Annotated in this window: 13 protein-coding genes and 1 riboswitch; of the genes, 8 read left to right on the plus strand and 5 right to left on the minus strand. The window is 73.2% G+C overall.

The window, feature by feature from the left end:
• Positions 1–13: 13 nt before the first annotated feature.
• A complete protein-coding gene (locus ACA514_RS31875) occupies positions 14–709 on the plus strand; it encodes an FMN-dependent NADH-azoreductase (RefSeq protein ID WP_375044975.1) in 696 nt (231 codons plus the stop codon).
• A 10-nt stretch (positions 710–719) separates the two neighbouring features.
• On the opposite strand, the gene ACA514_RS31880 is transcribed toward ACA514_RS31875, so the two are convergent.
• From ACA514_RS31880 to ACA514_RS31895, 4 genes are all read right to left on the minus strand, one after another.
• Positions 720–1,487, minus strand: a complete 768-nt coding sequence (locus tag ACA514_RS31880) for a group II truncated hemoglobin (protein ID WP_375044976.1) — start codon at positions 1,485–1,487, stop codon at positions 720–722.
• A 74-nt stretch (positions 1,488–1,561) separates the two neighbouring features.
• On the minus strand, positions 1,562–2,113 hold the full coding sequence (locus tag ACA514_RS31885) for a copper resistance protein CopC (protein ID WP_375044977.1): 552 nt from the start codon (positions 2,111–2,113) through the stop codon (positions 1,562–1,564).
• Complete coding sequence (locus ACA514_RS31890) at positions 2,110–2,823, minus strand: YcnI family protein (protein WP_375044978.1); 714 nt, start codon at positions 2,821–2,823, stop codon at positions 2,110–2,112. The genes ACA514_RS31885 and ACA514_RS31890 overlap by 4 nt, the downstream gene beginning before the upstream one ends.
• Positions 2,824–2,899: 76 nt before the next feature.
• Positions 2,900–3,511 (minus strand): hypothetical protein, encoded by a 612-nt coding sequence (locus ACA514_RS31895; protein WP_375044979.1) that lies wholly within the window; start codon positions 3,509–3,511, stop codon positions 2,900–2,902.
• A gap of 107 nt (positions 3,512–3,618) precedes the next feature.
• Positions 3,619–3,846: riboswitch (cobalamin riboswitch) on the plus strand.
• A 93-nt stretch (positions 3,847–3,939) separates the two neighbouring features.
• Between ACA514_RS31895 and ACA514_RS31900 the strand changes: the two genes are divergently transcribed.
• Genes ACA514_RS31900 through ACA514_RS31910 form a run of 3 tightly spaced genes read left to right on the plus strand, consistent with a single transcriptional unit; the run spans position 3,940 to position 7,576 of the window.
• Positions 3,940–6,222 carry a ribonucleoside-diphosphate reductase subunit alpha gene (locus tag ACA514_RS31900; RefSeq protein WP_375044980.1) on the plus strand — a complete coding sequence of 761 codons (2,283 nt, stop codon included), beginning with the start codon at positions 3,940–3,942 and terminating at the stop codon, positions 6,220–6,222.
• Entirely contained in the window at positions 6,222–7,220 is a 999-nt protein-coding gene (locus ACA514_RS31905) for a ribonucleotide-diphosphate reductase subunit beta (RefSeq protein ID WP_375044981.1), read from the plus strand. Before ACA514_RS31900 ends, ACA514_RS31905 begins: the two co-directional genes overlap by 1 nt.
• Before the next feature lie 59 nt (positions 7,221–7,279).
• Positions 7,280–7,576, plus strand: a complete 297-nt coding sequence (locus tag ACA514_RS31910) for a hypothetical protein (protein ID WP_375044982.1) — start codon at positions 7,280–7,282, stop codon at positions 7,574–7,576.
• A gap of 51 nt (positions 7,577–7,627) precedes the next feature.
• Here the strand turns inward: ACA514_RS31910 and ACA514_RS31915 are convergent, their stop codons facing one another.
• Positions 7,628–8,611 (minus strand): aldo/keto reductase, encoded by a 984-nt coding sequence (locus tag ACA514_RS31915; protein ID WP_375044983.1) that lies wholly within the window; start codon positions 8,609–8,611, stop codon positions 7,628–7,630.
• 123 nt (positions 8,612–8,734) lie between these two features.
• Here ACA514_RS31915 and ACA514_RS31920 point away from each other — a divergent pair, with 123 nt between their 5' ends.
• From ACA514_RS31920 to ACA514_RS31935, 4 genes are all read left to right on the plus strand, one after another.
• Positions 8,735–9,568, plus strand: a complete 834-nt coding sequence (locus tag ACA514_RS31920) for a helix-turn-helix transcriptional regulator (RefSeq protein ID WP_375044984.1) — start codon at positions 8,735–8,737, stop codon at positions 9,566–9,568.
• Between the two features lie 90 nt (positions 9,569–9,658).
• The gene (locus ACA514_RS31925) at positions 9,659–10,651 is read left to right on the plus strand and encodes a DMT family transporter (RefSeq protein ID WP_375044985.1); all 993 of its coding nucleotides are present in this window, start codon (positions 9,659–9,661) and stop codon (positions 10,649–10,651) included.
• Between the two features lie 11 nt (positions 10,652–10,662).
• Positions 10,663–11,610, plus strand: a complete 948-nt coding sequence (locus tag ACA514_RS31930) for a LysR family transcriptional regulator (RefSeq protein ID WP_375044986.1) — start codon at positions 10,663–10,665, stop codon at positions 11,608–11,610.
• A 49-nt stretch (positions 11,611–11,659) separates the two neighbouring features.
• A complete protein-coding gene (locus ACA514_RS31935; RefSeq protein ID WP_375044987.1) occupies positions 11,660–15,055 on the plus strand; it encodes a DUF4132 domain-containing protein in 3,396 nt (1,131 codons plus the stop codon).
• Positions 15,056–15,064 lie beyond the last annotated feature (9 nt).

Consider the following 15,064-nt stretch of genomic DNA (forward strand, 5'->3'; position numbering starts at 1 on the left):
GGGGCGCTCACTCATGCTATCGGCCCGTGACCAGGCCGCCTCGCTGCTGCACCTGGACTCCAGCCACTCCGGCGACTCGATCACCCGGCGGCTGTCCGCGCGGTTCGCGGAGGTCTGGAAGGGGCGGCACGGCGCGTCCGAACACCGGTACCGCGACCTCGTCGCCGAGCCGGTGCCGCCGATCTCCCCGGCCTATTGCGCGCTGGGACGCCGCGTGGAGCGGAACGGGTACGTACCGCCCGCAAAAGTGGACGCGCTCATCGAGAACGACGCCGAGGAACGGGAATGGGCGCTGACCCTCCCGCTGATCGAGCAGTTCCTGGACGCGGGCACCGTGCTGATCGGCGCGCCGATGTACAACTTCTCGATCCCCGCGTCGCTGAAGGCGTGGATCGACCGGGTCACCTTTCCCGGCGCGTACACCGACCCGGACACCGGGCATAGCCTGCTGCGCGGCACGCGGATCGTCGTCGTCACCGCGCGCGGCGGCGCCTACGGCCCCGGTGCGCCGCGCGCGGGCTTCGATTTCCAGGAGCCGTATCTGCGCGCCTACTTCGCCAATCTCGGCATCGCCGGCGGCGACGTGGAGTTCGTGAACGCCGAAATGGCGCTCGCCGATCTCGTCCCGCACCTGGCGCGCTTCAGCGAAATGGCGGCGGAGTCGCTCGCCGCGGCGCGGGAGGCCGTGACCGAACTGGCCTCCCGCTAGCGGCCGCGGATCACTTGGACGGGATGTACGGCGGGGCGACGCCCCAGCCCCAGTGCGGCATGGGCGCTTCGAGGGGCGGCGCCGCGCCGGGCTGGGAGTTGGCCAGCGCGATGCGGGTGCCCCACTCGATGTAGGACGCGAACGCGGCGCGGAACTCGGGGTCGGCGGGCAGGCCGACCTCGTCCGCCGCGTCCATGAGCAGGGTCACCCAGCGGCGGCGCTGCGGCTCGGTGATCGCCTTGCCGAGGTGCTGGCGGACCATGTGGTGGTAGCCGCCGCGCTCCCGGCTGTAGCGGTCGGGGCCGCGGAACACCTCGCTCAGCCAGGCCGCGACCCAGGTGGGGTGGTCCGGGGGCATGTGCTCGAACAGCGGGATGAGCAGCTCGTCCTTGAGGACCTTGTCGTAGAAGACCTTGGTGAGGTTCTCCAGCGCCTCCGTGCCGCCGGCCCAGTCGTACATCGTCGGGACGGAGGAGCCGGCGCCGCGTACGGGCGTCCGCTCGTAGTGCCGCATCTCCTCGATCTGCTGGACGTACGGCTTGATCTCGGCGAAGAAGGTGGGGAAGTGCTCTCCGGAGCGGAAGCTCTGCGAGTGGTCCTCGGCGGACGTCCAGCAGATCCGCAGGACGTAGCACTCGGGCTCGTCCACGCAGCGGGACAGTTCGTAGTCGACGCACTGCGGTGCGGCGGAGAGGGGGACGGCGGCGCGGGCGTAGGCGGCCTCGAACTCCTCCGCCTTCGCGTGGTCGATCCGGTAGCGGATGTACTCGACGATCATCGAACCCCCAAGGCGTGGGCTTCCGGTCGGGTCATCAATGTAATCCTGTAATCACCCGACCGGAAGCCCCATGATCATTTTTCCCCGGCGGCTCCCGACGAGCGCCGGTACCAGGCGAACCCGCCGCCCGCGACCACCACGACGGCGGCGATCAGGCCGATCCACAGCCAGCCGGACGAGCCGTCCGAGGCCCGCCCGGAGGCATTGGAAGCCGAGGCCGAGGCCGACGCCGAGGCCGCCGGTGCCGGTGCCGCGCCCGCCGATCCGGTGACGGTGAACTTGTACGTTCCGCTGATGGGGTGGCCGTCCGGCGACACCACGCGCCAGCCGACCGTGTAGACCCCGTTCGGCAGCGTGCCCTTCACCGCCTCGGTGACCTTGTTGTCCACCGCCTGCGGCGCGCCCGACTCGTGCCGCCCGCCCCTGGCGTCGGTGATCACCACCTGCGGCAGCTGCACCGGGTCCCCGTAGGTCAGGACGACCTGCGCGGGCGGCGCGACCGTCGCGCCCTGCCCCGGGCTGGCCCCGGTGAGCGAGGTGTGCGCGGAGGCGGGGGACGCGGTCAGGGCGAGCGCGGCGCCGGCGGCGGCGATCCCGGCGGCGGCGCGCCGGACGGCCCGGGTCACGCCCGGCTCCGCGCGCGGGCCAGGCCGTAGCCGCCGACCGCGATGCCGATCACCCCGACGCCGATGCCGACGCCGCCGAGCACGCGCGCGGTGCCGTCGTCGGAGCTCGCGTCGGCCTTGGCGGCGGGCTTCGACTGCGCGGTGAGGCCGGCGGTCGCGGTGCCGGTGGCGCCCTTCGGGGTGAGCTTCAGCGTGGGCGCCGGGTGCTCGGGCTCGTTCGAGCCGTCGCCCGGGTCCTGCTCCCACTTGACGACCTCGCCGTTGGAGTAGGTCTGGTCGGCCTTGAAGGTCATCGTGTCGGTGTCGGCCGGCAGCGGGCCGAGCGAGACGTCGAACTCCTCGAACTGGCCGGGCTCGATCTTCCCGCCGGACCAGGTGATCTGCGTGACGGCCTTGGTCAGCTCGCCGCCCTCGGTCTTGACCGGCGCCGGGAGCTTGGACTCCACGACCTTCGCCGTCCAGCCCGGGACGGGACGGACCGACACCGACGAGACCGGGTGGTCGGCGGGCAGGTTCACGACGAGCTTGGTGGTGTCGGCGTTGTCCTCCTCGTTCGGCACCCGGAACGAGATCTTGGCGTAGGAGCCCTGCTCGGCGGTCTTGGGGTTGACGGTGACGTGCGCGGACGCGGCGGTGGCGAGCGCGATGACGCCGAGGCCGGCCAGCGAGGCGACCGCGCCCAGCCGGCGGGCGTGGGAGAGGGAGGTCAAGACGGAACTCCGTTCGAGTCGTACGGATCGGGCCGGACACGCCGGGTTCGGCGTCCGGTGACGTACGGCGCTCCGCTCAGAGGTGAGCGAGCGCCCTCGAACGCGGCGGGGGTCCCCGCCGGACGACCTGGTGCCGGAGCGCACGTCCCGTGGCCATGGCACCGGCCGCCACCGGCACCACCGGGGTACGGACCGGACGCTCCGCGGGTTCGATGAGCAGCAGCGCGAGCAGCAGCCGGATCGGGCGGTCGGCGGCGGACGCCAGGCGCCGCGCGAGCGACCACGCGGCCCGCTCGCCGCGCCGCAGCCACCACGCCGCGACCACGGCGGCCGCGCAGTGCGCGAGCGTCATCGACGTGCCGGGGCCGTGCACCGGCATCGCCGCGCCGTGCCCGGCCTGGACGGCGGCCTCGCAGTGGCGCATGCCGTCGGTCGCGCCCGAGAACAGCGCGTGCAGCGCGAACTGCCCGCCGAGCAGCCCGCCCGTGATCGTCGGGAGGGACCGCTCGTGGCCCGCGAGCGCCAGCGTGACCGCCAGCACCGCGCCGAACCCGGCGAGCACCGCCCAGCCCGGTACCGGCTCGTGCGACGCCAGGGCATGGCCGAGGGTCGCCAACGACACGCAGACGGTCGCGAAGACGACCGCGCGCGCGGTGCGGAAGACCGGCTGCCGGGGACGCGGGGACATGACGGGGACATCGTCCCACCTCCGTCCGGCCGGCCGCATCCGACCCCGGAAACCGGCCCCGACGCGCCCTACATGTTGGGGTTGCGCAATGAGGATCAACAAGATGTAGGGTTCAACCCCGTGCTGGTTCGCCCCCGCCGCTCGCGGCGGGGGCGTCGCAAGAGGGAACCCGGTGAAAGTCCGGGACTGCCCCGCAGCGGTGAGCGGGAACGACCGCCGTCACAGGCACTGAACCGGGCGACCGGATCGGGAAGCGACGGCCAGTAGGTCGCGTCTCCGGCAGGAGGCGCGGGCGCCCGCGAGTCCGAAGACCTGCCATGCACGCCGTACGTCCGAGGCTTCGCGGGTGAGCCGGGGGACGGTGCGCGGCAGCATGCCGTCGCGCCCGTTCGCACGCCCTCGCGAGGCCGGCTCACGAGGGAGAGAACGTGACAGTCACCATGCGGGCTCCGGCGGAGGCGGCCACCACCGGGGGGATCGCCGCCGAGGTCGCGGCGGCCTGCGCCGGCATCGAGGGGACCGCGCCGGAACGGGTGCTCGGCGCGGTCCGGGGCGGCGCGGGCGCGAGCGCCGCCGGCCTGCGGGACCTGGCGACCCGGGAGGCCGCCGCGCTCGTCGCGGTGGAGCCGGGGTACTCCCGGGTCGCCGCGCGGCTGCTGGCCGCCGGTATCCGCGACGAGGCCGCCGAAGCCGGGGTCCGGACGTTCGCCGGGTCCGTCGCCGCCGCGCACGCCGAGGGCCTGCTGGCCGACGGCCCCGCCGCGTTCGTCGCCGCCAACGCCGCGGCCCTGGACGCCCTGATCGACGAGGACGCGGACGACCGGTTCGGGTACTTCGGCCTCCGCACCCTCTACGACCGCTACCTGCTGCGGCATCCGCGCACGCGGCTCGTCCTGGAGCGCCCGCAGCACTTCTTCCTGCGGGTCGCCGTGGGCCTGTCCGAGAATGTGGACGAGGCGGCGGAGCTGTACGGGCTGCTCAGCACGCTGTCGTACCTGCCCAGCTCGCCGACGCTGTTCAACTCCGCGGCCCGCCGCCCGCAGCTGTCGTCCTGCTTCCTGCTGGACTCGCCGCGCGACGAGCTGGAGGCGATCTACGAGCGGTACGGGCAGGTCGCGCGGCTCAGCAAGTACGCGGGCGGGATCGGGATCTCCTGGACGCGGGTCCGCTCGCGCGGATCGCTGATCCGGGGGACGAACGGGCACTCCAACGGGATCGTCCCGTGGCTGCGCACGCTCGACGCGTCCGTCGCCGCCGTCAACCAGGGCGGCCGCCGCAAGGGCGCCGCGTGCGTGTACCTGGAGCCGTGGCACGCCGACGTCGAGGAGTTCCTCGAACTGCGCGACAACACCGGCGAGGACGCGCGCCGCACCCACAACCTGAACCTGGCGAACTGGATCCCGGACGAGTTCATGCGCCGCGTCGAGGCCGACGGGACATGGTCGCTGTTCGACCCGAAGGAGGTCCCGGAGCTGACGGACCTGTGGGGCGACGCCTTCGACGCCGCGTACCGGGCGGCCGAAAAGGAGGGCCGGTACGTCCGGCAGGTCCCGGCCCGCAAGCTGTACGGGCGGATGCTGCGCACGTTGGCGGAGACCGGCAACGGGTGGATGACCTTCAAGGACGCCGCGAACCGGGCCTGCAACCAGACCGCCGAGCCGGGCCGGACCGTCCACCTGTCCAACCTGTGCACGGAGATCCTGGAGGTCACGGGCGACAGCGAGGCGGCCGTGTGCAACCTCGGGTCGGTGAACCTGGCCGCGCACGTCTCGCCGTCCGGGATGGACTGGGACCGGCTCCGCGCGACCGTCCGCACCGCCGTCCGGTTCCTGGACCGCACGATCGACCGCGGCTTCTATCCGACGCCCGAAGCGGAAACGGCCAACCGCAAATGGCGTCCCGTCGGCCTCGGGGTGATGGGGCTGGCGGACGTGTTCTTCACGCTGCGGTTGCCGTTCGACTCCGCCGAGGCGCGCGAGCTGTCGACCCTGATCGCCGAGGAGATCGCGCTCGCCGCCTACGCCGCGTCCGCCGATCTCGCGGAGGCCCACGGCCCGCTCCCGGCCTACGCCGAGACCCGCACCGCGCGCGGGCGGCTCCACCTCGACCACTTCCCGGACGCCGCGCCGACGCGTCCGGCCGAATGGGACGCTCTCCGCGCCCGGATCGCCGACGTCGGCCTGCGCAACTCGCTGCTCATCGCGATCGCGCCGACCGCCACGATCGCGTCCATCGCCGGCTGCTACGAGTGCATCGAGCCGCAGGTGTCCAACCTGTTCAAGCGCGAGACGCTGTCCGGCGAGTTCCTGCAGATCAACGGGTACCTCGTCGAGGACCTCAAGTCGCTCGGGCTGTGGAACGACGCCGTCCGCGAGGCGATCAAGCGCGCCAACGGCTCGATCCAGGGCCTGATCGACCTGCCGGAGGAGATGCTCGGCCTCTACCGGACGGCCTGGGAACTGCCGCAGAAGGCCCTCATCGACCTCGCCGCCGCCCGCACCCCGTACATCGACCAGTCCCAGTCGCTGAACCTGTTCATGGAGACCCCGACGATCGGGAAGCTCTCCTCGATGTACGCCTACGCGTGGCGCAGCGGCCTCAAGACCACCTACTACCTGCGCTCGCGCCCCGCCACGCGGATCGCGCAGACGACCGTCGCCGCGGCGGTCTGCTCCCTGGAGAACCCCGAGACCTGCGAGGCCTGCCAATAATGCCGCTGCTCGACCCCGGCATGGACCTGACCCTGCGGCCCATGCGCTACCCCGACTTCTACGAGCGCTACCGCGCCGCGATCCGCAACACCTGGACCGTCGAGGAGATCGACCTCGCCTCCGACCTGCCCGACCTCGCCCGGCTCACGCCGGCCGAACTGCACCTGGTCAACCGGCTGGTCGCGTTCTTCGCCACCGGCGACTCGATCGTGGCGAACAACCTCGTCCTCAACCTCTACAAGCACGTCAACGCGCCGGAGGCCCGCCTCTACCTGTCGCGGCAGCTGTTCGAGGAGGCCGTGCACGTCCAGTTCTACCTGACCCTCCTCGACACCTACCTGCCCGACCAGGACGAGCGGGCCCGCGCGTTCGCGGCGATCGAGCACATCCCGTCCATCCGGGCGAAGGCGCGGTTCTGCTTCCGGTGGATCGACGCGCTCGGTTCGCTCGACGAGCTGCGCACCGCCGCCGACCGGCGCGCGTTCCTGCTCAACCTGATCTGCTTCGCCGCCTGCATCGAGGGGCTGTTCTTCTACGGCGCGTTCGCCTACGTCTACTGGCTGCGCTCCCGCGGCCTGCTGAACGCCCTCGCGTCCGGGACGAACTGGGTGTTCCGAGACGAGTCGATGCATATGGAGTTCGCGTTCTCCGTCGTCGACACCGTCCGGGCCGAAGAACCCGGTCTGTTCGACGCGGAGATGACCGCGCAGGTCACCTCCATGCTGGAGGAGGCGGTCGAGGCGGAGCTGGCCTTCGCCCGCGACCTGTGCGGCGACGGCCTGCCCGGGATGAGCGCGGACGACATGCGCGCCTACCTGGAGTACGTCGCGGACCAGCGCCTCGTCCGGCTCGGCCTGCCCGCCCGCTACGGGACGGTCAACCCGTTCGCGTTCATGGAGCTGCAGGACGTCCAGGAGCTGTCGAACTTCTTCGAGCGCCGCGTCTCGGCCTACCAGATCGGCGTGGAGGGCAGCGTCGCGTTCGACGAGGCGTTCTGACGAACTTTCCGGCCCGGGTACTCGTTGAACAGGGTGAAGCTAGGCCGAGGAGGAAGAACGTGGCTTCTCTCATCGACCGGATCATGAAGTTCGTCCGGGGACCGCAGGGACAGAAGGCCCGGGCGAAGGCGGAGCAATTCGCTCATAGCCCCCAGGCTCAGAAAGCGCGCACGAAGGCGGAGCAGTTCGCTCACGGCCCGCAGGGGCAGAAGGCGCGGGCCAAGGCCGAACAGCTGGCCCGCAGCCCGCAGGCCCAGAAGGCGCGCGCGAAGGCGGAGCGGCTCATCAACGATCCGCGCAACCAGGAGAAGGCCCGCAACCTCCTGTCCCGCCTGCGCGGCGGCCCTCGCCGCTGACGTGCACGGACGGCCCTCCCCGGGATGCCGGGGAGGGCCGTTCCGCGCGGGTCACGCGGTGTCGAGGTTGGCCAGGTACGCCTCGTTGCCCTGCGCGCCCGCGACCGCGTCCGGCGGGACGATCTCCTCCAGCCGCGCGAAGACGGCGGCGTCCAGCGTGAGGTCGCCGGCCGCGGCGTTGGCGCGGGCGTTCGCGGCCCTGCGGGTCCCCGGGATCGGCAGGGCGCCCCGGTGGATCGACCACGCCAGCACCAGCTGCGCCGGCGCGACGCCCTGCTCGGCGGCGAGCGTCGCGACCCGGTCGGCCAGCGAGGCGTTGCGCTCCACGTTCCCCGCCTGGAAACGGGGATTGCCGCGCCGCCAGTCGCCCTTCTCGAGATCGTCGAACCTGCGGACCTGGCCGCCCAGCAGGCCGCGCCCGAGCGGGCTGTAGGCGACGAACGCGATCCCCAGCTCCGCGCACGCCGGGATCAGCTCGGCCTCCGGCGCCCGCTGGAACGGCGAGTACTCGGTCTGCAGCGCCGTCACGGGGTGGACGGCGTGGGCGCGCCGCAGCGTCCGCGCGGACACCTCCGACAGCCCGTAGCCGCCGATCTTCCCCGCCTCGACCAGCTCGGCCAGCGCCCCGGCCGTCTCCTCGATCGGGGTCGTCGGGTCGAGGCGGTGCAGGTAGTACAGGTCCACATGGTCGGTCCGGAGCCGGGACAGGCTGGCGTCCAGCGCGCGCCTGACGTACTCCGGCCGGCCCATCCCGGGAATCAGGATGCCGTTCCCGTCCTGGTTCCCGCCGAACTTGGTGGCCAGGACGTACTCGTCCCGCCGCTTCTCCAGCATGCGGCCGATCAGGGTCTCGCTGTACCCGGCGCCGTAGATGTCGGCGGTGTCGACGAACGTGACGCCGGCGTCCAGCGCGGCCAGGAGCGTGTCGCCGGCCTCGCTCTCCTCGACGCCGCCGTAGACGGGCGCCACGTTCATCGCGCCGAACCCCACGGCCGACACCTGCGGCCCGTTCGTTCCAAGGGTGCGATAGCGCACTGAGAAGTCACCTCTCGTCTGTCATGGATGTGCCCTCCACCCTGCCCCGCGCGCCCCCGGGCTACCAGTGCCCGCCCATGGCTAGGAATCGGAGGGCTAGCCTCCGGAGGGCAGACTTGACCCATGGCGACACGCGAGATGGCGGAGTTCCTGCGCTCCCGGCGCGACCGCATCAAGCCCTCGTCCGTGGGCCTGCCCGACGGCGGGCGACGGCGCGCTCCCGGCCTGCGCCGGGCGGAGGTCGCGCTGCTGGCCGGCATCAGCCCGGACTACTACATGCGGCTGGAGCAGGGCCGCGGCATCCGCCCTTCGCCTTCCGTGCTGGACGGGCTGGCCCGCGCGCTCGTCCTCGACGACGACGAGCGCGACCACCTCTACCGGCTGGCGCTCGCGCCGCCGTCCCCGCAGTCCCCGCCGCACGCGCCGGCGGACGGCCCGGTCGACCCGACGGTGCAGCGGCTGCTGGACGCGATCGACCCCGTTCCCGCCTACGTGATCAACACTCGGCTCGACGTGCTGGCCTGGAACCGGACGGCCCGCGCCCTCATGCCCCACCACGCGGAACTGCCCTGGCCGCGCCGCAACATGCTCCGGTACGCGCTCTGCGACCCGCGGGCCCGCACGTTCTACGTGGAGTGGGAGGAGGTGGCCCGGCACGGCCTGGCGCAGCTGCGCACCGCCACCGGCCGCGACCCGGACGACCCCGCGACGAAGGCGCTGATCCGCGAGCTCTCCGGAACCCCGTGGTTCCGCACCTGGTGGGACCGGCAGGACGTGAAGGGCCCGGGCATGGGCCGCAAGGAGTACCGCCATCCCGAGGTCGGCCGGCTCACCCTCGACTACATCGGCATGGTCCTGCCCGGCACCCCCGACCACCAGTTCGTCACGCTCACCGCCCCCGAGGAAGGCCCCACCCGGACCGCCCTGGAAAAGCTCGCCGCCCTGGCCCGCTCCTGATCGCCGGGCCTCCTTGCATAAGCCTCACTAAAGCTTTTTGCAGTAAAAAGTAACTGGACCTTTTCTGTGTGGTGACGGAACGCTGGCCGCATGGTCTCCCGCTTCGCCTCGGCCCGCGTTCTCGCGCTGGCGGGCACCGTCGTGCTGTGGGCCTCGGCCTTCCCCGCCATCCGGGTCGGCATCGACGGCCTCGGCGTGGCGGCGCTGTCGTTCCTGAGGATCGTGACCGCGGCCATGGCGCTGATCCTGGTGGCCCCGTCGGCCAAGGTGCGTCCGCCCCGGCGCCGCGACCTCCCGATGATCGCCTTGTGCGGAGCCACCGGCATCACCGCCTACCAGGTACTGCTCAACTGGGGCGAGGTCCGGGTGGAGGCCGGGACCGCGAGCCTGCTGATCGCGACCGCCCCGGTGTTCAGCGTCCTGCTGGGAAGCCTCCTCCTCGAGGAGCGGCCCACTCGCACCGTCATCGCCGGCAGCGTCGTCGCACTCGCCGGCGCGGCCATGGTCGGCCTGGGCGACGGCACCGGCGGATTCAGCGTCCCGGCCCTCATCGTCCTGGCCGCCGCCGTCGTCCAGGGGACGTACCACTTCGCGACCAAGCCGCTGCTCCGCCGCTACACCGGCCTGGAGGTCGCCACCTACGCGATGGTCGCGGGGACCGTCTTCGCCCTGCCCCTCGCCCCGGCCGCGTGGCCCGCCACCCTCCACGCACCGGCGGACGCGTTGGCCGCCGCGGTCTACCTGGGCCTGCTGCCGTCCGCGTTCGGCTTCGTCATCTGGGCCTACGCCGTCGCCCGCCTGCCGCTCGCGGCCTCCACGGCGGCCCTGTACCTGGTGCCGCCGGTGGCGCTGGTCGTCTCCTACGTCTGGCTCGGCGAGGTGCCTCATCCCATCGCGCTGACGGGCGGGGCGGTCAGCGCGGCAGGGGTGATCCTCATCCACCGGAGCAGGGCGGCTCCGCGTCCCGGCGACACCCCGGACGGCGACGCGCTCGACGCGCCGCCCGTGGCCGACACGGTGAAGGTTCTGCCGGCCCTCGGGACACACTGGGAGTTCCCGTCCCGCCCCGAGCGATCCGAGTAAGGAGCCCGTCCGTGCTCGACGTACGCCGTCTGCGGATCCTCCAGCACCTGGCCGCCTATGGCACCGTCGCAGCCACCGCCGAGGCCCTGCATCTGACGCCACCGGCCGTTTCCCAGCACCTCGCCGCCCTGCAGAAAGAAGCGGGCACGCCCGTGGTGGAGAAGGCCGGACGCACGCTGCGGCTGACCGCGGCCGGCGAGCTGCTGGTGGCCCATGCCGAGATCATCCTGGCGGAACTCGCGGCGGCCGAGTCCGGCCTGGCCGCCCTGCAGACCGGCAGGCACGGCATCGTGCGGATCGCCGCCTTCCCCTCCGCCGCCCGCACCCTCATCGCGCCCCTGTGGCAGCGCCTGGTCGAGACGGACGCCTCTTCGGCGCCTTCGCTGCGACTCTCCGTCCTGGAACCTGACGAAGCCCTCGACCGGCTGCGCAAGCGCTCCATCGACCTCGCCGTGGTGCACAGCTACACTGTGCTGCCGCGCAACTTCCCCGCGGCATGCGAGCAGGCCGTCCTGATGGAGGAGCCGGTGCTGCTCGCCCTGCACCCCCAGCAGGCCGAGGCGCTGCGACTGGCCGCCGGGCAGCCCGCGGATCTCTCCCGCCTGGCGGACGTGCCGTGGCTGACGCCCGGGCCGGAGACCTCGTGCCACGAGATGATCCAGCGAGCCTGCGGCTCCGCGGGCTTCGTCCCGGACGTCCGCGCCTGCAGCAGCGACTTCTCCGTGCTGACCGCCCTGGTCGCGGCAGGAGCGGGCGCCGCCCTGATCCCGCGCATGGCCCTGCCGGAGACCACCGCCGCCCTCAGCCTCCACCCCCTGGTCCACCCCGTCTCCCGGACCGTCTACACCGTCAGCCTGGCGGGCACCGCCAAGCGCCCCGACCTGCGACACGTCCTGGACCTGCTCCACAGCGCCGTCCCCGGCGACGGCTCCGGCGCACCGCGCAACGGAACCCGGTGATCGCCAGACCTGAAGGCCGGTGTCGGGGGTCTGCACTACCCTCCCCGCCATGATCAAGTCCGGCTCCCCGCTTCCCGACGAGAACGCCCTGGACATCCCGAGGTCCTGGAAACGGCACCTGCACCCCAGGCGCGGCGGCCATCCCGGCCCGGAGATCAAGGTCGCCGCCCTGCGCGAGGACGAACTCCTGGCTCCCTACGCGCGCGAGGTCGAGGAGGTGCTGAGCCACCCCGGGACCGACGAGGGACTGGCGGCCGCGGCGCGGGCCCATCTCGCGGGCGAGACGGGGCCGCTGGGCGCGGCGGTGCTCGCGGCCATCCCGGAAGCGACGTCCTCCTCGGACGAGGCGGCCGTCCGGTTCCTGGACGCCTGGCTGACGACGTACGGCCTGCCGTTCGCCGTCCACGCCTTCGTCGAACGGTGCTGCGTCCAAGCCGCCGCCCCCTACGCTCCCGGTCTGGGGGGCCTGGTCCCGCTGCGCGAGCCCCAGTTCCACGGGGACAGGCTCGGCTCCGCCGCCAAACGGCTCCGCACGCTGCTCGCGGCGGCCGACGACGCCGCATACCGGCAGATCGTCGCGCTGCTCGCCGATCTCCGCACGACCCCGATGCGGCTGATGCTCTGCGCCTATCTCGTCCCGACCGAACGGGACTGGGTCGCCGAATGCTGCGCCCTCCCCGCGGACGCGGTGCCGCGAGAACTGCTGCTGCGGTCCCTGGGATCGGCCGAGCACCTCGAGATGCTGGGCGCCGACGCGCGCATCTCGGTCAGCGACTGCTACTACATCGAGAACCTCCTCACCCTGGCCGAGGGGGTGGGGCCCGCCATCGCGCCGTTCCTGGCCGATGCGTTCGACCGGCACCACGACAGCGCCCCGCGCCGCAAAGGGCTGCTGGAGGCGCTGAGCCGGCTGCCCGGCGACGAAGCGTTCCGGCTGATGCTGGAACGCTCCGGGAACACCCACATGCGGGCCGCGCTGCGCGAGACCATGCGGCGTCGCCCGGTCCGCGCGGTCCGCGTCCTGGCGCCGGCCGCCGCCCGCGGGGACGCCATGGCCGAGGAACTGCTGGCCGATCACCTGCGGAGCGGCGCCGGGCCCGTTCCTCCGGATCTTCCGGCGGAGGCCCGCGCGGTCGTGGAGAAGCTCGCCGCGGCGGACGCCCGCGTCCCGGAGGCGTCGGCGGACGAGCTGCCGCGGCTCCTGGTCGACCCGCCCTGGGCCCGGACGAGGCCGGAACGCAAGCCGGTGGTCCTCAAGGGCCTGGCCGCCTCCGAAGAACAGGCCGTCGTCTGGGCGCCCGGTGAGCGGGACGCCTGGCTGCGCACGCCGATCGCCAATCCCAGTGGCGGCGGCGTCACGCTGGAACCCGTCCCGCGGCCCGCCGTGCGCGATGAGACATGGGAGAAGCGCATCGCGGACATCCGCGCGGGTGCGGCGCACGAACCGGTCCAGCGGGAGTCCTACTGGCAGGCCGCCATGCTGGCGAAGGGCCCCGAGGAGCTGGTCCGTCCCGTGTTGCGCGAGTGGCGGCCCTCCGACTGGAACCGGGACGGGCTCGGCACGCACAATCCGTGGAGCGCGGACCACTGGCTCAAGCCCCTCATCGCCCGCTTCGGCCTCGACGCCCTCCCGGTCACGTTGAGCTTCGCCCGGGCGAGGCCCGCCCGCGGCGCCGAGCTGCTGCTGCCGTTCCTGGACGGCGAGGTCGCCAACGCGATGGCGGGCTGGCTGCTGCGCGTCACGGCGGCGCGCGGGCCGGCGGCCGCCTGGTTCAGCCGGCACGGCCGGGCGGCGCTGCCTCACCTGCTCCCGGTGGCCCTCGGCCGGGCGGGGCGGGCCCGGACGGCCGCCGAGTACGCGCTCCATGTCCTCGCCCGCGAGGTGGGCGAGGGCGCGGTGGTCGACGCCGCGCGCCCGCACGGAGAGCAGGCCGTCGCGCTAGTGCGAGAGCTGCTGGCCGCCGACGCGGAGGAGATGCCGCCCCGGAAGGCGCCGTCGGTGTTTCCCGGCGTGGACGCCGAGGCGCTTCCGCCGGTGCTGCTGCGGGGCGGCGAGCGGGCGCTGCCCGTGCCGGCCGTCCGGCATCTGCTCACCCTGCTGGCGATGTCCTCGTCCGGGGAGACGGACCACGGCCTCGCGGGGGTGCTGGAGGCGTGCGACGAGCGGTCGCTCGCCGACTTCGGCTGGGCGCTGTTCCACCGCTGGCGGGAGAGCGGGGCGCCGGCCAAGGAAGCCTGGCAGTTCAGCGCCCTGGGGTGGCTCGGGGACGACGGCACCGTGCGGCGGCTGGGTCCCCTCATCCGCGCCTGGCCGGGAGAGGGCGGCCACCGCCATGCGGTGCGCGGCCTCGACGTGCTCGCCGGGATCGGAACCGATCCCGCGTTGCGCGAGATCCACGCCATCGCCCAGAAGGCCAGGTACAAGGGCCTGAAACAGCGCGCGCAGGAGAAGGTCGAGGAGATCGCGGCGGCTCGCGGGCTCGGCCCGGAGCAGCTCGGTGACCGGCTGGTCCCCGACTTCGGCCTGGACGCCGCCGGCACGCTCGTCCTCGACTACGGGCCGCGGCGGTTCACCGCCGGTTTCGACGAGACGCTGAGGCCCCACGTCGTCGGCGAGGACGGCGCATGGCGGTCGGACCCGCCCAGGCCCGGGGTGCGCGACGACCCCGCCCTGGCCCCCGCCGCCCACCGGCGCTTCGCCGAGCTGAAGGAGGACGTCCGCGCGATCGCGGGCATCCAGCTCCAGCGCCTGGAGCTGGCGATGACGACGGGACGCCGCTGGTCGCCGGCCGAGTTCCGGGAGTTCTTCGTCCGGCACCCGCTGGTGTGGCACATCGCCCGGCGCCTGGTCTGGCTCGCCGAGCGCGGCGGCGCGACGACCGCGTTCCGGCTCGCCGAGGACCGCACCTTCGCGGACGTCACCGATGCCGCCGTCGCGCTGCCCGGTGACGCCGCCGTCGGGATCGCCCACCCGCTGCACCTCGGGGACACGCTGGGCGACTGGTCGCGGATCTTCGCCGACTACGAGCTGCTGCAGCCGTTCCCGCAGCTCGGAAGGGGTGTGCACGCGCTGACCGAGGAGGAGAAGGCGGGCGGGAGGCTGACGCGGTTCGAGAACGTGACCGTCCCCTTCGGCAGCGTCCTGCGGCTCGAACGGCGCGGCTGGCACCGCGGGCCCGTCGATTCCGACGGCGGCGTCGACTGCATGGTCCGGCCGGTCGCAGAGGGGCGGTACGTCGTCCTCACGTTGAAGACGGGGCTGTACGCCGGCCACGTGCGCGCGTCGGGGGACCAGACGTTCGAGGCGGTCTGGATCGGTGCGGACCCCGCCCCGGACCGGTTCTCCTGTCCCGCCCTCCAGGACGCGCCGTACCGCTTCGGCGAGCTGGACCCGGTGACGGCCTCCGAAGTGATCGCCGACCTCGAGGCGGCGAGCGGGGGCTGACCTGGCCGG

Origin of the sequence: Actinomadura sp. NTSP31 (genome assembly GCF_041951385.1) — a bacterium.
Lineage (GTDB): Bacteria > Actinomycetota > Actinomycetes > Streptosporangiales > Streptosporangiaceae > Spirillospora > Spirillospora napierensis.

What these genes read in the sequence shown, in the direction of transcription:
- ACA514_RS31875 (WP_375044975.1), top strand. Translation starts at nt 14, where the DNA reads ATGCTATCGGCCCGTGACCAGGCCGCCTCGCTGCTGCACCTGGACTCC.
- ACA514_RS31880 (WP_375044976.1), bottom strand. Translation starts at nt 1,487, where the DNA reads ATGATCGTCGAGTACATCCGCTACCGGATCGACCACGCGAAGGCGGAG.
- ACA514_RS31895 (WP_375044979.1), bottom strand. Translation starts at nt 3,511, where the DNA reads ATGTCCCCGCGTCCCCGGCAGCCGGTCTTCCGCACCGCGCGCGCGGTC.
- ACA514_RS31905 (WP_375044981.1), top strand. Translation starts at nt 6,222, where the DNA reads ATGCCGCTGCTCGACCCCGGCATGGACCTGACCCTGCGGCCCATGCGC.
- ACA514_RS31920 (WP_375044984.1), top strand. Translation starts at nt 8,735, where the DNA reads ATGGCGACACGCGAGATGGCGGAGTTCCTGCGCTCCCGGCGCGACCGC.
- ACA514_RS31925 (WP_375044985.1), top strand. Translation starts at nt 9,659, where the DNA reads ATGGTCTCCCGCTTCGCCTCGGCCCGCGTTCTCGCGCTGGCGGGCACC.
- ACA514_RS31935 (WP_375044987.1), top strand. Translation starts at nt 11,660, where the DNA reads ATGATCAAGTCCGGCTCCCCGCTTCCCGACGAGAACGCCCTGGACATC.